This window comes from Serratia sp. 2880STDY5682894, from assembly GCF_001537385.1.
GTDB lineage: Bacteria > Pseudomonadota > Gammaproteobacteria > Enterobacterales > Enterobacteriaceae > Serratia > Serratia nevei.
Genome location: NZ_FCJA01000001.1, coordinates 899,335 through 919,121, shown reverse-complemented (window position 1 = coordinate 919,121; position 19,787 = coordinate 899,335). Strand labels below are relative to the sequence as shown.

General features: G+C 59.8%; 18 protein-coding genes and 1 tRNA gene. 9 read left to right on the top strand and 10 right to left on the bottom strand.

Features of this window, described 5'->3' with window-relative positions:
- Positions 1-101: 101 nt before the first annotated feature.
- From AWX27_RS04380 to AWX27_RS04370, 3 genes are read right to left on the bottom strand one after another with little or no spacing between them, the layout of a single operon-like run.
- On the bottom strand, positions 102-1,469 hold the full coding sequence (locus tag AWX27_RS04380) for a macrolide efflux RND transporter outer membrane subunit EtsC (protein WP_060419577.1): 1,368 nt from the start codon (positions 1,467-1,469) through the stop codon (positions 102-104).
- 3 nt (positions 1,470-1,472) lie between these two features.
- Positions 1,473-3,410 carry a MacB family efflux pump subunit gene (locus AWX27_RS04375; protein WP_060419575.1) on the bottom strand — a complete coding sequence of 646 codons (1,938 nt, stop codon included), beginning with the start codon at positions 3,408-3,410 and terminating at the stop codon, positions 1,473-1,475.
- Entirely contained in the window at positions 3,407-4,588 is a 1,182-nt protein-coding gene (locus tag AWX27_RS04370; RefSeq protein WP_060419777.1) for a macrolide efflux RND transporter periplasmic adaptor subunit EtsA, read from the bottom strand. The genes AWX27_RS04375 and AWX27_RS04370 overlap by 4 nt, the downstream gene beginning before the upstream one ends.
- A 240-nt stretch (positions 4,589-4,828) precedes the next feature.
- Between AWX27_RS04370 and cho the strand changes: the two genes are divergently transcribed.
- From cho to AWX27_RS25420, 5 genes are all read left to right on the top strand, one after another.
- Positions 4,829-5,677: an excinuclease Cho gene (cho, locus tag AWX27_RS04365; protein WP_060419573.1), complete on the top strand. Its 849-nt coding sequence runs from the start codon at positions 4,829-4,831 to the stop codon at positions 5,675-5,677.
- A 112-nt stretch (positions 5,678-5,789) separates the two neighbouring features.
- Positions 5,790-5,886: transfer RNA gene (locus tag AWX27_RS04360), tRNA-OTHER, on the top strand.
- A 185-nt stretch (positions 5,887-6,071) separates the two neighbouring features.
- Complete coding sequence (locus AWX27_RS04355) at positions 6,072-6,371, top strand: sigma-S stabilization anti-adapter protein IraP (RefSeq protein WP_060419571.1); 300 nt, start codon at positions 6,072-6,074, stop codon at positions 6,369-6,371.
- Between the two features lie 123 nt (positions 6,372-6,494).
- Positions 6,495-6,998, top strand: a complete 504-nt coding sequence (locus AWX27_RS04350; protein WP_038875410.1) for a YlaC family protein — start codon at positions 6,495-6,497, stop codon at positions 6,996-6,998.
- A 69-nt stretch (positions 6,999-7,067) separates the two neighbouring features.
- The gene (locus AWX27_RS25420; RefSeq protein WP_015377413.1) at positions 7,068-7,199 is read left to right on the top strand and encodes a hypothetical protein; all 132 of its coding nucleotides are present in this window, start codon (positions 7,068-7,070) and stop codon (positions 7,197-7,199) included.
- 62 nt (positions 7,200-7,261) lie between these two features.
- Here the strand turns inward: AWX27_RS25420 and AWX27_RS25415 are convergent, their stop codons facing one another.
- The 4 genes from AWX27_RS25415 to mdoC all read right to left on the bottom strand — a co-directional run bounded on the left by AWX27_RS25415 (position 7,262) and on the right by mdoC (position 11,307).
- The gene (locus AWX27_RS25415; protein WP_019455877.1) at positions 7,262-7,390 is read right to left on the bottom strand and encodes a hypothetical protein; all 129 of its coding nucleotides are present in this window, start codon (positions 7,388-7,390) and stop codon (positions 7,262-7,264) included.
- A gap of 252 nt (positions 7,391-7,642) precedes the next feature.
- Positions 7,643-9,364, bottom strand: coding sequence for a potassium/proton antiporter (locus AWX27_RS04345; protein ID WP_038875414.1), 1,722 nt, complete (start codon positions 9,362-9,364; stop codon positions 7,643-7,645).
- A 283-nt stretch (positions 9,365-9,647) separates the two neighbouring features.
- Positions 9,648-9,872: a hypothetical protein gene (locus AWX27_RS04340; protein WP_038875417.1), complete on the bottom strand. Its 225-nt coding sequence runs from the start codon at positions 9,870-9,872 to the stop codon at positions 9,648-9,650.
- A gap of 304 nt (positions 9,873-10,176) precedes the next feature.
- Positions 10,177-11,307: a glucans biosynthesis protein MdoC gene (gene mdoC / locus AWX27_RS04335; protein WP_060419569.1), complete on the bottom strand. Its 1,131-nt coding sequence runs from the start codon at positions 11,305-11,307 to the stop codon at positions 10,177-10,179.
- Between the two features lie 259 nt (positions 11,308-11,566).
- On the opposite strand from mdoC, the gene AWX27_RS04330 reads away from it, so the two are divergent.
- The 3 genes from AWX27_RS04330 (at position 11,567) to AWX27_RS04320 (ending at position 16,095) form a co-directional block, all read left to right on the top strand.
- The gene (locus AWX27_RS04330; protein ID WP_170310507.1) at positions 11,567-13,135 is read left to right on the top strand and encodes a glucan biosynthesis protein G; all 1,569 of its coding nucleotides are present in this window, start codon (positions 11,567-11,569) and stop codon (positions 13,133-13,135) included.
- A complete protein-coding gene (gene mdoH / locus AWX27_RS04325) occupies positions 13,128-15,686 on the top strand; it encodes a glucans biosynthesis glucosyltransferase MdoH (RefSeq protein ID WP_060419566.1) in 2,559 nt (852 codons plus the stop codon). Before AWX27_RS04330 ends, mdoH begins: the two co-directional genes overlap by 8 nt.
- Positions 15,687-15,897: 211 nt before the next feature.
- Entirely contained in the window at positions 15,898-16,095 is a 198-nt protein-coding gene (locus tag AWX27_RS04320; protein ID WP_046688460.1) for a YceK/YidQ family lipoprotein, read from the top strand.
- A gap of 6 nt (positions 16,096-16,101) precedes the next feature.
- Here the strand turns inward: AWX27_RS04320 and AWX27_RS04315 are convergent, their stop codons facing one another.
- Both AWX27_RS04315 and AWX27_RS04310 read right to left on the bottom strand, forming a co-directional pair.
- Positions 16,102-16,647, bottom strand: a complete 546-nt coding sequence (locus tag AWX27_RS04315; protein ID WP_060419564.1) for a GNAT family N-acetyltransferase — start codon at positions 16,645-16,647, stop codon at positions 16,102-16,104.
- A gap of 33 nt (positions 16,648-16,680) precedes the next feature.
- A complete protein-coding gene (locus AWX27_RS04310; protein WP_033638020.1) occupies positions 16,681-17,058 on the bottom strand; it encodes a MysB family protein in 378 nt (125 codons plus the stop codon).
- A gap of 209 nt (positions 17,059-17,267) precedes the next feature.
- Between AWX27_RS04310 and leuA the strand changes: the two genes are divergently transcribed.
- The gene (gene leuA / locus AWX27_RS04305; RefSeq protein ID WP_060419563.1) at positions 17,268-18,950 is read left to right on the top strand and encodes a 2-isopropylmalate synthase; all 1,683 of its coding nucleotides are present in this window, start codon (positions 17,268-17,270) and stop codon (positions 18,948-18,950) included.
- Here leuA and AWX27_RS04300 read toward each other — a convergent pair.
- A complete protein-coding gene (locus AWX27_RS04300) occupies positions 18,907-19,701 on the bottom strand; it encodes an AraC family transcriptional regulator (protein WP_060419560.1) in 795 nt (264 codons plus the stop codon). The two genes, leuA and AWX27_RS04300, sit on opposite strands and share 44 nt — an antisense overlap.
- Positions 19,702-19,787: the final 86 nt, after the last annotated feature.

Below are 19,787 nucleotides of genomic sequence, written 5' to 3'. Positions count from 1 at the left end.
TTGGCCATGTTTGAAGTATAGAGAGTGCGGGAGATAAAACAGGAAAAATTGATGTGTTTGCCGCTAAAAAACCACCTGGCCGGATGGCCAGGCAGTTTGGATCAGAGGGCCGATGAACCGCCGAATTCCAGATAGATTTTCGCCAGGTTCTGGTACTGCGCGAAGCGGTTTTCGTCCACCGCCAGCTCCGCCTGACGACGCTGCTCCTGAGCATTCAGCCAATCGGTAATGGTGACGGCGCCCTGCCGGTAACGCACCTCGTTCAGCCGCTCCGATTTGCGCGCCAGCGCCAGCGAGGCCTGCAACTGCGCCTCTTGCGCCAGCAGCTGCGCGCGCAGCGACAGGGCGTTATTTACATCGCCCATCGCCTTGTACAGCGCCTGCCTGAATTCCAGCACCTGCTGTTCGTAGTCGTTACGGGCGATCTTGATATCCACGCCCATTTGCCGCCATTGCAGGAACGGCAACGTCAGGCCGGCGCCGAGGCTGCCCGTCGGGTTGCGCAGAAACTCCAGCAGCGCGCTGCTGCTGGCGCCCAGCGAGCCGGTCAGGCTGAAAGCGGGGTAGTATTGCAGACGTTTCTCGTCGACGTTGGCCAGAGCGGCGCGCAACCGCAGCTCTTTGGCGCTGAGATCCGGGCGACGGCTCAAGACGTTGGCGGGAATGCCGGTGCTGATCTGCGGCATTGCCGCCGTCGGCAGACGTGCGGGCGCGATGGTGGTCTGGCCTGAAGGTACGCCCAGCAGCACCGCCTGTTCGTTCAACGCCTGTTGACGTTCGTGTTGCAACGTCAGCAGCCGGCTTTCCTGCGTTAGCACGTTTTGTTCCGCGTTCACCACGTCCAGCGCCGAGATGCTGCCGGCCCGGTAGCGGGCGTTGGCCAGCCGCAGCGTCTGTTTGGCGTAGGCGATGCTCGCCTGGCTGACGCCGATCTGCTGATTGAGGAAGCCGATGCGCCAGTAATTCGTGGCGGCGTTGGCCAGCAGCGTCAGGCGCGCCGTCTGCAGATCCTGCTCGGAAGCCTGGCTGGCCCACTCGGCGGCGTCGCGCTGGCGCGCCAATTTGCCCCACAGGTCGACTTCATAGCTCGTAGAGAGCGTCGCGCCGCTGGTTTTATTCCAGGAGGAGGACTCCGACAGCGGGCGATTGATGCCGCTGTTCAACGAGGCGTTGACGTCGGGCGCGGTGCTGATGCCAACGCGTTCAGCCTCGAGGCGCGCGCGGTAGACGCGCAACACGGCGACGGCCAGATCGTTGTTGCTCGCCATCACCTGTCGCAGCCAGCGATCGAGCTCGGGATCGTGGAAATCGCGCCAGTCGAACGGCGTCGGCGCGGCGTTTTCGGCGGCGTGCTGCCAGCTCGTCGGGTAGTTGACCTGCGGCGCCCGGTAGTCGCTTTTCAGGGCGTTGCCGCAGCCGGCGGTGAGCAGGACGGCGAGGCTTAATGCCAAGGGAGAGAAAATTTTCATGGGTTACTCGCTGGCCAATGAAACGACCGGATCCATCCTTGCCGCTTTGCGGGCGGGGAGATAACCGAAGATCATGCCGATTAAGGTTGAACAGAAAAACGCCGTCGCGGCGGCTTGCCAGGAATAGATGGCGGTGAACATGCCGCCCGCCAGCGAGGTGAACAGCGACCCGGCGGCGAACGACAGTGCGATACCCAATGCGCCGCCGATCAGGCAGACCAGCACCGCCTCGATCATGAACTGTTGCATGATATCGCCGCGCCTTGCGCCGACCGCCATGCGCACGCCGATCTCATGGGTGCGCTCGGTCACCGAGACCAGCATGATGTTCATCACGCCCAGGCTGCCGATCACCAGCGAGATCGAGGCCACCATCAGGATCAGCAAACTGAGCGTCATCGAGGTGCGCTCGATCGATTTACGGAACTGATCGCGGTTGAACGTCATGAAATCCTTGACGCCATGGCGCTGGGTCAGCAACTGCGTAATGGCGCTGACGGCGGCTTCGCTGGCGATGTCATCCTTCAGCCGCACGGTAATGCCGCTGAGCGTGGTTTTGCCGACCATGCGGTACATCACCGTGCTGTAGGGCATCCAGACGCTGATGCGGTTGGGCGCATAGTTGCGTTCGCTTTTGGCGACGCCGACCACCCGCGCCGGCACCGAGCCGAGAAACACGATCTGGCCGAGCGGCTCGACGCCGAAATCGCCGAACAGCGCCTGGCGCGCGTTGTCGTCGATGATCACTTCCTGCAGCGCGTTGCGATCGTCGCGGAAGGTGGCGCCTTGCACCAGCGTGATGCCGTTGACGCGGAAATAGTCGCGCCCGACGCCGGTGATTGACGCAGTGGCGGATTTACTGCGAAAACGAATGCTGTCGGACGCGCTGACCTCCGGGCTGACGCTGTCGACGAAGCTTTGCTGCGCCAGCGCGTCGGCATCGGCCGGCACTAGGGTGCGGATGCTGTCGATGGCGTCGTCGAAGAAATCACGCCCCGGATAGATGCTTACCACGTTGGTGCCAAGTCCCTTGATATTCTCCAGCGTGCGCTGCTTGGCCCCTTCGCCCAGCGCCACGACCGTAACGACGGCGGCGATGCCGAAGATAATGCCGGTCATGGTCAGCGCGGTGCGCAGGCGATGGGCGTTCATCGCTTTCAGCGCCATGTGCAGCGATTCACGGGTGCGGTCGATCAGGCTTTGCCAGCCGCTTTGCCGGCTGCGGTTCGGTGGCGGCAGCGCGACGGCGGGTGCCGATTGGCGGCCGCTGTCAGCGATGATCTCGCCATCCCGCAGCTCGATGACGCGCTGCGCATGTTGTGCCACGTTCATATCGTGGGTGACGATCACCACGGTGTGGCCGCGCTGATTCAGCTCGCTGAGGATCGCCAGCACTTCCTGGCCGGATTGGGTGTCCAGCGCGCCGGTCGGTTCGTCCGCCAGGATAATTTCGCCGCCGTTGATCAGCGAGCGCGCGATGCTGACGCGCTGCTGCTGGCCGCCGGAAAGCTGGCCGGGCTTGTGGTCTTCGCGTCCTTCCAGACCCAACCGCGCGAGCAGCTGCGCCGCTCGCTGTCGCCGCTGATCGCGCCGGGCGTTGGCGTAGATGGCCGGAATTTCAACGTTGCCCAGCGCGCTGAGATCGGGCATCAGATGATAACGCTGGAAGATAAAGCCGATATGCTCGCGGCGCAGGCGGGCCAGTTCGTCCGGCGACAGGTGGGCGGCGTTCTGGCCGCTGATGTAGTAGTCGCCGCGATCCGGCACGTCGAGACAGCCCATGATGTTCATCAGCGTCGATTTGCCGGAGCCGGAGGCGCCGATGATCGCCACCAGCTCGCCGGCGGCGATGGTCAAATCGATGTCTTTCAACACCGTCAGCGCCTGACCGCCGTTGGTGTAGGTCCGGCTGATGCCTTTTAGCTCGATGATCGCGTTCACAGGAAAATGCCATCCTCAGCCGACTTGGCGGCGGGCTGCGACAGCACCACGGTTTCACCGGCTTTCAGGCCGCTGAGGATCTGAATGTCGACGTTGTTGGTGATGCCGGTGGTCACTTCACGCGTTTCCAGCCGCTGATCCTGGGTCAGCACCTGCACCTGTTGCACTTTTGCTTCGGTTTTATGCACCGCCTGGATCGGCACCAGCAAGGCATTCTTCGCTTCGCCGAGCAGCAAGGAAACCTGCGCGGTCATGGCGATGCGCAGGCGGTTTTCCGGGTTGGGCACGTCCAGCAGCGCGTTGTAATAGACCGACGCGTTCGAGGTCCCGGAGCCCGAAGCGGAGCTGGTGCCGGCGAGCGAGTCGTCTTTCATCACCGATTCCGGCGCCAGTTCGATGGTGCGCAGCGTGGCGTCGTAGCGTTTATCCGGATCGGAGAAAATGGTGAAGTAAGCCTTTTGCCCCGGCGAAATGCGGGTGATGTCGGCTTCGGAGATCTGCGCCTTGATGGTCATCATATCCAGCCGCGCCAGCTTGACGATGGTCGGCGCACTTTGGGTGGAGTTGACCGTTTGCCCCTGCTGCGTGACCACGGCGATGACGATACCGTCCATCGGCGCGACGACGCGGGTATACCCCAGGTCGATCTTTTTCTTATCGACTTCAATCTGCGCCTGCACCAGGCGCGCATTGAGCGAAAGCAGTTCGGCGCGGGTGGTGGCGAGCGTGGCCTCGGCGGTTTCGAAGTCTTCACGCGAGCTGGCTTCGTCGTTCAGCATGCGCCGCTGGCGTTTGAAACGCGACTCGGCCTGCTTAAGCTGTGCCTGCTTGGCCTGCAGTTCGGCTTTGATGACGTTCAGCGCCGCTTCGGCGTTGCGCAGATCGTTGCGCTGTTGCAGATCGTCGATGTCGGCGATCGGCTGTCCTTTGGTGACGCGATCCCCCAGTTTGACCTTCAGCGATTTGACTTCACCGGAGACCCGCGCGCCGACATTAACGCGTTCGACGGCATCCAGCCGCCCGGTGGCCAGCACGGCATTCTCGATATCGCCCAGGCGGGCCGGTGCGGTAACGTAATCCTGCTGCGGCGGGCGTTGCCAATAAAGGGCCAGCGCGATGGCGACGGCGATGAAAACGATGACGGCGATCAACGCCAGACGACGGGGTGTGAGTTTCAGTGATGGCATGCCCAGGTTTTCCATAACGATAAAAGCGGCGGTTCCAGTCTGCCATCATGGCAGCGCCAGCCTGAACTGGCGCTAAACGTGAGGCGCTTTCCCGCTGGAAAGGGGATAGTAAAGGCTTTCCCGCTAAAGATCACGGTGAGTTATTATCCGCCGGGTGTGCAACCGGCTGCGTGGCACGCTATACTGGCTAAAAAACCAGTATTCATTCATCAGCAGGATAACGCCGCCGCCATGATGCCAAACCGCCTCGAGCCGGAACTCGACATTTACCAATACCCGGAGCACCTGCGAGCCTGCCTGGCGCCGTTGCCCAAAGGGCCGGGCGTCTATGTGTTTCACGGCCAGAGCGAAAGCCTGCCGCTTTACATCGGTAAAAGCGTCAACGTACGCAGCCGCGTAATGGCGCATTTCCGGGCGCAGGACGAGGCCAAGATGCTGCGGCAAACCCGGCGCATCAGCTTTATCGAGACCGCCGGCGAGTTGGGGGCACTGCTGCTGGAGGCGCAGTTGATCAAGCAACAGCAGCCGCTGTTCAACAAACGCCTGCGGCGCTCGAAACAGCTGTGCGCGCTGCGTCTGCAAGCGGACACGGTGACGATTGCCCACGCCAAAGAGATCGATTTCGCCGTCACGCCCCACCTTTATGGGCTGTTTGCCAATCGCCATGCCGCGCTGGAAAAGCTGCGCGCCATCGCCGACGAGCATCGTTTATGTTACGGCAAACTGGGGATCGACAAGCTGCCCGCCGGGCGCGCCTGCTTCCGCTACAGCCTGCGCAAGTGCGCCGGCGCCTGCTGCGGCGTGGAGCCGGCGCAGGAACATGCGCGGCGGCTCGGCGCGGCGCTGGAACAGCTGCGCATCGCCTGTTGGCCGTTCGCCGGGCGCGTGGCGTTGGAAGAGCAGGGCGAGACGCTGCGCCAGTATCATGTGATTCACAATTGGTTTTATCTGGGCTCGGTCAGCAGCCTGGCGCAGGCGCAGCGGTTGCAGAGCGCGGCCAGCCACTTTGACAGCGATGGCTACAAGATTTTGTGCAAGCCGCTCATCGCCGGCGATTACCGGATTATTGAGCTGCCGTAATGCCATAACGCTATCGATAATCTAAGACTTATCTGTAAATTCAGGGCATTATGCTAAAAAAGCTTGAGTCCATAATGTTGTTATGGATAATGGCGCCCCGAAGCGAAGGAACGCGCTATTAACTCAGTTGGCAGAGTGATTGGTTTTATAATGGCTTGTTTTGGCTTGAAAATTGATAGACGCGGGTTCGAGTCCTGCATAGCGCGCCAGCTTTCTTCCCTTCATCTCACCGCGCTTACCGTAAAGCGCACCCGGGTTGATTTGCACTATCGGCTCCTCGTTGGGATTTTCGGGTGTGCTTTACCGTAACCGCTGGCTTTCATTCCTCTTTCTCTTTCGATCCTTTGCTAAACTGTAATCAGGCAGGCTTGCTGCCCGGCAACAGGAGGTCGATATGTCTCACTCCGAGCAACTGCAGGAACTCTTGCAACGCGTCGCCGCCCTCGAGGCGAGAGAGAAAGCGCTGAGCGCCGCGTCCAACGCTTATCAGGCGATTATCACCACCATGTTGGGCAATATGGAGAAGAACGAACGTGACCGGATCATCGCGATGATCGATCAGGCTCATGAAATCGCTTACGCCCGCGCCATTCAACGCAGCAACGAACCGCAAAAGCAGAAAATCAAACAGGCCGACGATGTGGCCCAGCGCATGTTCATGTTTGCGCAAGGCAAGGCCGCCCAGCCGCGCTGAATCCGAACTATAACAGTTGCCGCCATTAAGTTGGCTAACTGATCTACCCGGCGAAACTGTACTTGTGTTACTTTTAGCGGTGAGATTTGATGGCAATGCTGTTTCCAGCATAAGGTTGTAACGATGGACGCGATTAAAAGCATCTTGGTTAAAGAGATTGAACAGATCAATCGGCGCGAAGGGCGTGACGGCAAGCCGCGCTTCAACAGCGAATTCGCCCGCACTCACCGCTATCTGTGCCTTGCCATGTTCGCCGGTTATTTCGCGGTGATCGCCGTGATGTACCAGGTGCCGTACATGGGGATATATGCCTTCCTGGGCTTCACCGCTTTCGTGCTGTTCATGTTCGCCATGCTGCTGATAGAGATCCGGCCGGTATACCGCTTCGAGGACATCGGGGTGCTGGATCTGCGGGTTTGCTACAACGGCGAATGGTACTTTACCCGCGCGCTGTCGCCTTATGCGGTGCAGCAGCTGCTGGATGAGCCGTCTATCGGCGCCGCGCTGAAACAGAAGATGCGGGTGATCATCGGCAACAAGGGCGAAATCGACTTCTACGACGTGTACGACATGGCCTACGGAAAAAAGCCGCAGGATGAGCCACCGCAGCTGGCGGCGGCAAACTGAAAGGTTTCCGGCCGGCGGCTTGTCGATTATACTCAGCGTTTGAACGTGAAGCAGAGTGAGGACCAAGCGATGAGTGATGATATTTTCGATTTTGATATCGATGCCGAACTGGCGAAAGCCGAAGAAAAAGCGGCGCAGAAGGTAAAAGAAGTCCCTGAGTTCCTCGAAGACGAAGCGGACTGCGAAGGTTGCAAGATCTGATCGCCTGACCCATAAAAAAAACCGCCGCGGCGGTTTTTTTTATCTCTGAGCGTCGCGCGGTATCAATCCAGCACGAATCCCCAGATGAGGAACGCCGCCACCAGAATCAGGCAAAGCGCGGACACCGTCACCAGTATTTTCCCCAGAATGTCTTTTTCTTGTTCCCGCTGCGTCACGTTGAAATTATCCAATTAAAAGTCTATGGACCAAACCGGCGATGCTGAGATCGAGCGCCGCTACGCCCAGCGCCATGATCATCATCACCGAAAGAAATCGAGTCTTGCCGTTCACATCCCTAATCCCTGTTGGCGCCGCTGTTAAATTGTTTTTACATCAACCGGATATAATTCAGCGACGCCGTACTTCATGCATCATGATAGTGATTAAGAACGTTCTTAAGGCCAGAAGTTCCCTCGTCTGGTAACGCAGCCGGTGCGGCAGCGTCAGTCGGTTACGATCCGCACGCCTATCTTGCTGACTTGATTGCCGTCCATTTCGGCGATGGTCCAGGTCAGGCCGTCCCATTCCACCTGGTCGCCGATCACCGGTTCGCCGCCAATCAGCTGAATGACGAACTGGCCAAGCGTCTGCTGCTCGTCCACGTCGTCTTGCAGATTGAGGCCATAAAGCTGCGAGATGTCGCTTAAACGGGCGTCGGATTGCAGGATAAAGTCACCGAAGAAGCGCTCGTCGAGCGTCACGGCCGGCGCCTGGCTGAACAGCTTGCCGAGGATCGGCAGGTCGTGCTCATGACCGATGACGCACAGAATATCGTTCTCCCGCAGGCGGGTACTGCCGCTAGGGTGCAGCAGCTCTTTGCCGCGGAACAGGGCGGCAATGCGGGTGTTGGGCGGCATTCTCAGCTCACGCAGCGCCGCGCCGACGCACCAGTTTTCCGCCGAAAGCTGATAAACGAACTGTTCCCACTGGTTCTCCGGGTGCACATCCAACCCAACGCGGGAGATAGGCGTCAGCGCCGGCGGCACGATCACCTTGGCTTTTTTGGCGGCAAACGACAGCGTGGTGCCTTGCAGCAGCAGGGAGACCAGCACCACGAAGAACGCCACGTTGAAGAACAGCTGGGCGTTGGGCAGCCCGGCCATCATCGGGAACACCGCCAGGATCACCGGCACCGCGCCGCGCAGGCCGACCCAGGAAATAAAGCCGCGTTCGCGCAGGGTAAAGCTTCGGAACGGCAGCAGGCCGATAAACACCGACAGCGGGCGGGCAAACAGGATCATCCAAAGCGACAACAGCAGGGCAGGGATGGCGATCGGCAGCAGCTCGTGCGGGTTGAGCAGCAGGCCGAGCACCAGGAACATGCCGATCTGGCTGAGCCAGGCCAAGCCGTCGAAGGTTTGTACGATGCCGTGACGGTTGCGGATCGGCCGATTGCCCAGCAGCAGGCCGCACAGGTACACCGCCAGAATGCCGCTGCCGTCCAGCGCGGTGGTCAGCGCGAAAATAAGAATGCCGCCGCTCACCGCCAGCAGCGGATAGAGTCCGTCCGCCAGTTTGATGTGGTTGATCAGCGTCAGCAGCAGCCAGCCGCCGCCCAGACCGAAGACGATGCCCATGCCGAACTGCTGCATCAGATGCAGCGGGAAGGTCCAGCTCAGCGCGGTTTCCCCGGCGGCGATCATCGCAATCAGCGTGATGGTGAGAAACACCGCCATCGGATCGTTGCTGCCGGACTCGATCTCCAGCGTGGCGCTGACGCGCTCGTTCAGGCCTTTGCCGCCCAGCAGCGAGAAGACCGCGGCGGCGTCGGTGGAACCGATAATGGCGCCGATCAACAGCCCCTGCAGCAGATCGAGATTGAACAGCCAGGCGGCGGCCATGCCGGTCAGGCCGGCGGTGATCACCACGCCGACGGTGGCAAGAGACAGCGCCGGCCACAGGGCGACGCGGAAAGAGCTGACCCGGGTGCGCATGCCGCCGTCGAGCAGGATCACCGCCAACGCGAGGTTACTGACCAGGTAAGCGACCGGATAATTGCTGAAGACGATGCCGCCGGGGCCGTCGACGCCGGCCAACATGCCGATCGCCAGGAAGATCACCAGGATCGGAATGCCGAGCCGGGAAGAAAATGAGCTGAGCAGAATGCTTGCCCCCACCAGCACGGCACCGATGACGAACAAACTGTTAATGGTGCTGGCATCCAAAATATCGTTCTCCTGAGGCTGGGGGATAGGGGGCACTGCGCGTGTGTCGATGATAGCGTGTTTAGTGGGTAAAACGCCAAGGCTGATTGCGAAAACAACCGATCAATTATTGCCCTTTGGTGTGATTAACCGAAGAAAGTGAGGAGAAGAGAGAGAATCCTGCCTTTTATCCAACATTATCAGGCTGCTGTATTTCGGCTTTGGCAACAATGGCCGATCGTGGCTGAGGGAAAAACCATTAAGCCCGCGCAGGCAGGCTTAATGGTTTGCAGGCGCGGTAGGGTTAGTGGTCGAGCGATTCCAGCGCCCGTTTGATCAGCTCGCTGGCCAACTTGCTTTCCGTTTCGGAAATGCCGTCGAGATTGAAGTTGGAGAGTTCAGTGACCAAAACGCTGCGTTCTTTGCCGCTGATTGAGGCGTCCAGCGCGGACAGCAGCCTGCCGAGGATCTTCAGCAGGGTGGCGTTTTCCACTTCGGCTTCCTGAGCCGGGGTCTTCTTATCAGTCATTCAAAATCCTCTCTGTCGTGACGGAAGGGAGATGCAGCTAACGCCATCGAATGAATTAAACGATCGCGCAGCCCTTCGGGGGGGTTGAGCCCAATCACTACCGTAAGGCAGGGATCCGGATTTCTACTTATGCATCGCAGTTATAACGATTAGGGTATGTATTCAGCCGTATCACTTTGCCCTAACGGACGGCGCCAGGCTGAGCAATGTGTGCTTTGCATGCAAACCACCAGTATAGGCTTTTTGCACGACGGCAAGATGACAGGAAACCCCTGCAAACGATCGGGTTTGCAGGGGCGCAAGGTTATTGCGGCTTACCGGAGAACAAGAAGCGCAGCACCGGAATACGCTTGTGCAGTTCATATAAAGCGAAGGCCAGCGAGAACACAAACAGCAGGCCCAGCAAGAATCCCAACAGGTTGTTGCCGATATAAGGCGTCACGAAAGCGCCATATATCAGGGTCAACGGGTGGTGCACCAGATATATAAACAGTGAGGCATTGACCAGATAGGTGATGCGCGGCGAGTGATAATTCAGCAGGTTATGCCCGAAAGAGAACACCACGTTGGTCATCAGGATCCCCATTAGGGTTTTGATCACCACTTCCAGCTCGAACATATAGCTGCTGTGCGCCAACAGCTTTTGATTCAGCATATATGCGATAAACAGCAGCAGCGAGCCGAGCAGCGCCAGCGGCGAGCGACGCAGAAAAATCTCCTTAAGCCACACGTACTTAAACGCATAAGCGCCGAGGATGAAGAACGGCAGGTAGAACATCGTCTCCATCACCACGAAATTGAACAGGCCGTTGGATAATAGCTGCGGCGCGACAATTAAAATAATACGGTGCGCGGCCGAATAGCATACCGCATAAATAAAGAAACACAGTGAGATGTTTCCTAATCCACGCAGTCTGTTTATTAACGCCGGAATATGCTCACGAGTTTGACGCTTGATTTTACGGAACAGATAAAAGCAGGCACAGGTTAACAACGACAGCGTCAATAAGAACCACAGATGAGAAACCAATTCCCAAACTGTTACATTTATTTTCTGATAGAGAGAAAATTCATCCCAGCCGTTTAATTTATCGGTGAAATATTTCAGCATGAAAAACTGCGGCACCGTAATTAGCGGGATGGAGCTTAACAGCGGGATCGCCACCCGCTCCAGCCTGACCTTCAGCCACTGGTGGCGCTCGTAGCGCTCGTAAAGCATGTAGGAGAAGTAGCCGGATATCACGAAGAACACCTGCATGCGGAAAGCGTGGATGAAGTCGTTCAGCACCGTGAGCGAGAAGGAGGGGGACGCGCTGTTCACCGCCCAGGCATGGCTGGAATAAATCAGGGAGAGGTGAAACGGAATCCCAAGCAACATCAAATAGGCTCGGATCGAATCGAGGAAAAACTCGCGCTGTTTGCTGCCTTTAGTCATAGATTACCGCTGGTGATTTAATCGGGTGCTCATTAACACGCTTAATAAGTCGTCAAACGTTAAATTGTTATCCGAAACCCTACTATAGCCCCCCGCATTTTTCCATAGCGTCTTGTTGCGCGGCTTGCTACGCTGGTGTTCCATCAGCTGCTTAAACAATGAGCCGTAAACATGAACCATCCATTTATCATGTTGTCGGAAAGCTGAGTAATCCATTAATATGGATTTAAATGATTTGAGCACACGAATAGGGGGGGATGTGCTAGTTAATATATTATCCGGACAACCACGCGCCGCGAGCGTTCGTTGGTTAGGTGCTACCGTATTGTTCACGCTGTTCAGTTCGCCGGCATGGGCCTTTTCTATTGATGATGTGGCCAAGCAGGCGCAGGATCTGGCCGCGAAAGGTTTCGAAGCCCCGAAGAGCAACCTTCCTTCTCAGTTCCGCGAGATGAAGTTCGCAGACTATCAGCAGATTCAGTTCAATCACGATAAAGCCTATTGGAGCAAGCTGAAAACCCCTTTCAAGCTTGAGTTTTATCATCAGGGGATGTACTTCGACACGCCGGTGAAAATCAATGAAGTCACCTCCACCAGCGTAAAACAGATCAAGTACAGCCCGGATTACTTCAACTTCGGTTCGGTCAAACACGACCCTGAATCGGTGAAAAACCTCGGCTTTGCCGGCTTCAAGGTGATCTACCCGATCAACAGCGCCGACAAAAACGATGAGATCATGAGCCTGCTGGGCGCGAGCTATTTCCGCGTGGTGGGTAAAGGGCAGGTTTACGGGCTTTCCGCTCGCGGCCTGGCTATCGATACCGCTTTGCCATCTGGTGAAGAGTTCCCGCGTTTCCGCGAATTCTGGGTTGAGCGTCCGAAGCAGGGCGACAAACACCTGGTGATCTACGCGTTGCTGGATTCCCCGCGCGCCACCGGCGCTTATCGTTTCACGGTGATCCCGGGCCGCGACACCACCGTGGACGTCGAGTCTAAAGTGTTCCTGCGCGACAAGGTGGGCAAGCTGGGCCTGGCGCCGCTGACCAGCATGTACCTGTTCGGGCCGAACCAGCCGTCGCCGACGCTGAACTATCGCCCGGCGTTGCACGACTCCAACGGTCTGTCTATCCATGCCGGCAACGGCGAGTGGATCTGGCGCCCGCTGAACAATCCTAAACACCTGTCCGTCAGCACCTATACCGTCGAGAACCCGAAAGGCTTCGGTCTGCTGCAGCGCGGCCGCAACTTCAAGGATTACGAAGATCTGGACGATCGTTACGATCTGCGCCCGAGCGCCTGGATCGAACCGAAGGGCGACTGGGGTAAAGGCAAGGTCGAGCTGGTGGAGATCCCGACGGCGGATGAAACCAACGACAATATCGTGGCGTTCTGGACGCCGGATACGCTGCCGGAAGCCAAAAAGCCGCTGACGCTGAGCTACCGCCTGAACTTCACCCGCGACGAAGATAAACTGCATTCGCAAGACATCGCCTATGTGGCGCGGACCATGCGTTCGACCGGTGACGTGAAGCAGTCCAACCTGATTCGCGAGCCTGACGGCAGCGTGGCCTTCCTGGTCGACTTCGTCGGCCCGGTGCTGAAAGGGCTGGACGCCAACACCCCGGTCGCTTCTCAGATCAGCATCGGCGACAACGGTGAAATGGTAGAAAACAACGTCCGCTATAACCCAGTGACCAAAGGCTGGCGCCTGACGGTACGTCTGAAAGTAAAAGACGACAAGAAGCCGGTAGAAATGCGCGCAGCGCTGGTCAATGGCGATAAGACTCTGTCGGAAACCTGGAGCTATCAGCTACCTGCCAATGAATAAGTCTACTCAACCCGCCCAGGATTATCTTGCGGCGCTGCCTCTGACCGCCGAGCGGTCGGAGGCGCTCAACCCTCACACGGCGGATGACGCTCAGGCACTGGAGGCGCTCCATCGGCAGATGGGCGCCGCCGACGCCAACGTCAACAGCCTGTCGGCGGATGACGTGGCGTTGGCCTCGGTCAAACCGCGCATCGAAAGCGCCTGGCCGGATGCGGTCAGCGATGACGATTTCGACACCGACGCCGAAGGGCGCGCCATTCTGAAGGCGACGCCGCCGATCAAACGAACCACCATGTTCCCGGAAGCCTGGCGTACCAACCCGGTGGCGCGCTTCTGGGATTCTCTGCTGGGGCGTTCGCCGCACAATCGGCACGCCACCAAAGAGGAGGCCGAGGCCGAGAACCGCTGGCGCGTTGTCGGTTCCATGCGCCGCTATGTGCTGCTGGTGCTGATGCTGGTGCAGACCGGCATCGCCACCTGGTACATGAAAACCATCTTGCCTTATCAGGGCTGGGCGCTGATCGATCCTATCGCCATGCTGGATCAGGATCTGATGCAGTCGGTGCTGCAGCTGCTGCCTTATGTGCTGCAAACCGGCATTCTGATCCTGTTCGCCGTACTGTTCTGCTGGGTCTCGGCCGGTTTCTGGACCGCGCTGATGGGCTTCCTGCAGCTGCTGATCGGTAAAGACAAATACAGTATTTCCTCCACCATCAAGGGCGATGAGCCGATCAACCCGGCGCACCGCACCGCGCTGATCATGCCGATCTGTAACGAAGACGTCGAACGCGTGTTCGCCGGCCTGCGTGCAACCTATGAGTCCGTCGCCGCCACCGGTCAGCTGGAACACTTCGATATCTACGTGCTGAGCGACAGCTACGATCCGGACATCTGCGTGGCGGAGCAAAAGGCGTGGATGGAGCTGTGCCGCGATGTCGACGGCCACGGCCGCATCTTCTATCGCCGCCGCCGCCGTCGCGTAAAACGCAAGAGCGGCAACATCGACGACTTCTGCCGTCGTTGGGGCGGTGAGTACAGCTACATGGTGATCCTGGACGCCGACAGCGTGATGAGCGGCGAATGCCTCACCGGGCTGGTGCGTTTGATGGAAGCCAACCCGAACGCCGGCATCATCCAGTCCGCGCCGAAGGCGTCCGGTATGGATACCCTGTATGCGCGCGTGCAGCAGTTCGCTACCCGCGTTTACGGGCCGCTGTTTACCGCCGGCCTGCATTTCTGGCAGCTGGGCGAGTCGCACTACTGGGGCCATAACGCCATCATCCGCGTGAAGCCGTTTATCGAGCACTGTGCGCTGGCGCCGCTGCCGGGCGAGGGTTCCTTCGCCGGTTCAATCTTGTCGCACGACTTCGTTGAAGCGGCGCTGATGCGCCGCGCCGGCTGGGGCGTGTGGATCGCTTACGATCTGCCGGGCAGTTACGAAGAGCTGCCGCCAAACCTGCTGGACGAGCTGAAACGCGACCGTCGCTGGTGCCACGGCAACCTGATGAACTTCCGCCTGTTCCTGGTGAAAGGCATGCACCCGGTGCACCGCGCGGTGTTCCTGACCGGCGTCATGTCCTACCTGTCGGCGCCGCTGTGGTTCATGTTCCTGGCGCTCTCCACCGCATTGCAGGTGGTGCACACCCTGATGGAACCGCAATACTTCCTGCAGCCGCGGCAGCTGTTCCCGGTCTGGCCGCAGTGGCGGCCCGAGCTGGCGATAGCGCTGTTCTCCACCACGCTGGTGCTGTTGTTCCTGCCGAAGCTGCTCAGCATCGTGCTGATCTGGGCCAAGGGCGCGAAAGAGTACGGCGGGGCGTTCCGTCTGTTCATTTCGATGCTGATGGAAATGCTGTTCTCGGTGCTGCTGGCGCCGGTGCGCATGCTGTTCCATACCGTGTTCGTGGTGAGCGCCTTCCTCGGTTGGGAAGTGGTGTGGAATTCGCCGCAGCGCGACGATGACGATACGCCTTGGGGCGAAGCGTTCCGCCGCCATGGCTCGCAGATGTTGCTGGGCCTGGTGTGGGCCGGCGGCATGGCGTGGCTGGATCTTCGCTTCCTGTGGTGGTTGGCGCCGATCGTGTTCTCGCTGATCCTGTCGCCGTTCGTGTCGGTGCTGTCGAGCCGCGCGACGCTGGGCATGAAGAGCAAACGCGCCAAGCTGTTCCTGATCCCGGAAGAGTACAACCCGCCGCGTGAGCTGCTGGCGACGGAAGAGTACCTGCATCTCAACCGCAACCGCGCGCTGACCAACGGCTTTATGCATGCGGTGGTCAACCCGTCCTTCAACGCGCTGGCGACGGCGTTGGCGACGGCGCGTCACCATCTGCGCGCTACCCTCGATCGCAACCGCGAGGAGCGGGTGAACGAAGCGCTGCAGCTGGGGCCGGAGAAGCTGGTGAAGGGCAAACGTCTGGAGCTGCTGAGCGATCCGGTCACGCTGGCTCGTCTGCACCAGCGCGTCTGGCTGTTGCCGGAAGGCGCTGCCTGGCGTGAGCACTATCAGCAGTTGCCGCACAACCCGCTGGCACACCCAACGGGCCGACGTTAATCGCTGAACGGTAACGCTCAGACGGGGAATGCGCATGGCGCGTTCCCCGTTTTTTTTACCTTTTGCTTACGCGCGCCGGTACCGGAAGAGAAAGGGAACTGTGATAGACTGCGGCCGATGCGTTGTTCACTCGCGAAACAACCCTTTGCTCAGAGTCAATGTCGTGAAGCTCTCTTCCTACCTTCGGCTGGCCTGCGTGGCGGCCGGCGTGATGGTCTTAACCGGTTGCGGCAGCATCATCAGCCGCACCGTGCCCGGTGCGGGGCATGGCCACCAGTACTATCCCGGCGTGCAGTGGGATTTGCGCGATACGCCCTGGCGTTACGTCACGGTGATAGACGTGCCGCTGTCGATGGTGGTGGACACCTTTATGCTGCCGTTCGATGCGCAGCATGGCCCCTATGAATAAACCTGCTCAGCGGGTGGCGAACACCACCAGCTGATAGCCTTTCTGCCCGCAATGGAAAGGTGCCAGCGCCGTCATGCCCAACCCTTGCACGTGAGCGGCCAACGAATGCGGATTGTCGTCGTCGATAAACAGCGCGCCCACGTCGTAGTCATGACTGGTGTGCGCTTTGACGGCGGCGTAGAGGCGTTTCAGCACGCCTTTGCCGCGCCAGGCGGCGTCGAGGCAAACCGGGCCGTAGAGAAACACCCGCTGCTCACTCAGCGCCCGCCCGGCGAAGGACTGCGTGGCGAGCGTCGCCAGCATCGCATCCACCACCGGCGGCCGCGGTTGCACGTCGGCGGGCATCAGGCAAACAAACCCGGCCAGTTGGCCCTCCTGTTCGGCCACGAGTATGCCGATGCCGCGGTTGATCGCCGTCAGCTGCGCCTCATTCATGCACGATACGATAAATCCCTGCCGTTTGTGGCGCTCGTCGAGCGCTTCCGGCACGTTTTCCCCCTGCAGCTGCAAAATGGCGGGGTAGTCGGTAGGGCGGGCCCGGCGGATAATCATGCTGCCTCCTTGGCGATAAAAACGTGGTGCGGGTTAACGTTCATCCCATTCATCGGCCGCGGCTTGGCCTTCTTCGGTATCCAGCGGCGGCTCGAGCTGGAAGTCGCCTTCCTCCCATTCGTACAGGGTATTTTCGTCTATCCACTCGGCGGTGATCTCCACCTCGTCGTAGTCACCGTCGAATATCGCCTGCGCCGCCGCACCGCTGCGCAGCGGCAGGCATTCCACCGCTTCGCCTTCTTCTTCGAAGAACTCGGCCTGCCACATCGTGTCGCCATCCTGCATCACGTACTTTTGCAGATTGAACTGCTGCGGCACCGGAGGTTCGTCATCGCCGCCGCCTTCGGCGGTGTCGATAAACTCTTCACGTGCGGCCTCGATGGCTTCTTCCAGGGTTGCATACAGGCTCATGTTCGCCTCCGTTGACAATGAGAGTAGAGCGCCCGGCGCATTGCCGGTGCGGTGGGATAAACGTCAAAACTAATTGTTGTCTCACTGGCGCAGGATGCAAATTTTTTTGTTGTCCGCTTTGCGACGACGGTTGTCCGCAAAGCGGGAGAAGAGGAGGCGATGGCGGGAAATAATGGCGCTATCGTTCACTCAGTTGCCAGGAGAAGCCCATGTTAATCGACCCTTCAAGCAAATACCGACCGTTCCCGCCGGTGACGTTACCGGATCGTCAGTGGCCTTCGCGTACCCTGCGGCAGGCGCCGCGCTGGTGCTCCAGCGATCTGCGCGACGGCAACCAGGCGCTGGCGGAGCCGATGGATAACGCGCGCAAGCGCGAATTCTATCACTTGTTGTTGCAGTGCGGTTTCAAAGAGATTGAGGTGGCTTTCCCTTCGGCGTCGCAAACGGATTTCGATTTTGTGCGCACGCTGATCGACGAGCAACTGATCCCGCACGACGTCACGATTCAGGTGCTGACGCAGTCGCGAGACGATCTGATCGATCGCACCTTCGAGGCGCTGCTGGGGGCGCCACGGGCTATCGTGCATCTGTACAACGCCACGGCGCCGATGTTTCGCGACATCGTGTTCCGTCAGGATAAGGCCGCAACCGTGGCGCTGGCGGTGAACGGCGCGCGGCGCATTCGCCGGCATTGCGAGGCTCAGCTCGATACCGCCTGGTGCTTCGAGTATTCGCCGGAAACCTTCTGTTTTACTGAATTAGAGTTCGCGCTGGAGATCTGCGAAGCGGTGGCGGAGGTGTGGCAACCGGGGCCGCAGCGGCCGATGATCATCAATCTGCCGGCGACGGTGGAGGTGAGTACGCCCAATGTGTATGCCGATCAGATTGAGTGGTTCTGCCGTCACTTCAGCCGTCGCGCCGATGTGGCGATCAGCGTACATCCGCATAACGATCGCGGTACCGGCGTGGCCTGTGCGGAGCTGGCGCTGCTGGCCGGTGCCGATCGGGTCGAAGGCTGCCTGTTCGGCAACGGAGAGCGTACCGGCAACGTCGATCTGGTCACGCTGGCGTTGAATTTCTATACCCAGGGCGTGGCGCCGGGCCTGGACTTCAGCCGCCTGAAACAGGTGGTGGAAGTGGTGGAGCAGTGCAATCAGCTGCCGGTGCATCCTCGCCATCCTTATGCCGGTGAGCTGGTGTTTACCGCCTTCTCCGGTTCGCATCAGGATGCGATCAAAAAAGGTTTCGCCGCGCAACGGCTGCGACAAGATGGCTGGTGGCAAGTGCCTTACCTGCCGCTCGATCCTGCCGATGTCGGCTGCAGCTATGAGGCGGTGATCCGGGTCAACAGCCAGTCCGGTAAAAGCGGGGCTGCCTGGCTACTGGAACAAAATCATGGGCTGGCGTTGCCGCGCGGTTTGCAGATTGATTTCAGCCAGGTGGTGCAGCGTGCGACCGACGGCAGCGGGAAGGAAATGAGCGGCGCACAGCTGTGGCGCTTATTCCGCGACACCTATGGGTTGGTGGAGCAGCCGTGCTTGCAGCTGTTGAGCTACCAGACGGAAAGTCATGGGGTAGAGGCCTACAGCTTCAACGCGCGAGTTGCCTGCGAGGGAGAGCCACTGCGTCTGCAGGGGACCGGCAACGGTCTGCTTTCCAGCGCGGTGGATGCACTGCGCCAGCGCTTCGGCTTGCCGCTGGCGATTGAGGATTACCACGAGCACACGCTGGGGCATCAGAGCGACAGCCGAGCGGTGGCCTATATCCGCTGTGCGCTGCCGCAAGGTGAGGCGACCTACGGCGTTGGCATCGACGTTGACTCCGCCAGCGCCTCACTGCAGGCGCTGTTTAACGTTGCCGGGCGCTATCTGTCGTCGGCGCGGTCCGGCTGAAATAGTCGCTGGGCGCGACCCCCAATAACCGGCGGAACATGGCGCTGAACGCGCTGGGGCTGTCATAGCCAAGATCCAGCGCCACTTCCAACACCGAGCGGCCGGTCGCCAGCGCGTTCAACGCCGCCAGCAAACGGGCGCGCCGCACCCAATCACTAAAATGCAGCCCGGTTTCTCGCTGGAAGCGCCGCGACAGGGTGCGTCCGCTGACGCTGAGCTGAGCGGCCGCCTGTTCCAGCGTCCAGGGCTGCGCCAGCGTGGCCTGAATATGGCGGCACAAGGCAAGCAGTGAGGCCTCACGCGGTTCGGGCAGGTGCAGTGGCAGGATCGGCAGCATTCTCAACTCATCCAGGATCAGTTCCATCACGCGCTCATCGCGCCCGCCGCTGGGATAGCCGGGCGCAATCTCCATTGCACAGATAATCAACTCGCGCAGCAGCGGCGAAACCTGCACCACCTGGCATTGGGCCGGCAGATCGGCGCGCGCCAACGGATCGACAAACAGCGTCCTGGCCGCCACCTGGCCGGTGATGCGCAGGCTGTGCATCATTTTCGCCGGTACCCAGACGCCGCGGCCGGGTGGCACCACCCAACTGCCGAGCCGGGTCGTGACCTGCACTACGCCGCTCAGGCTGTGAATCAGCTGCGCGCAGTTATGGTAGTGATCCGGCTCGCTGTCGCCGTGGCGATAATCCTTGGCCAACGGCCGGACGGGCTGATCGGCCGGCAGAACGTCATGAAACAGCAGCATCGTTAGCGGCCTCCGCGCGGCAAAAAGGGGGATGACAGCATGCCATGCGGCGCGGTTCCACACCAGCCTGTGGCACGCGGCAGATG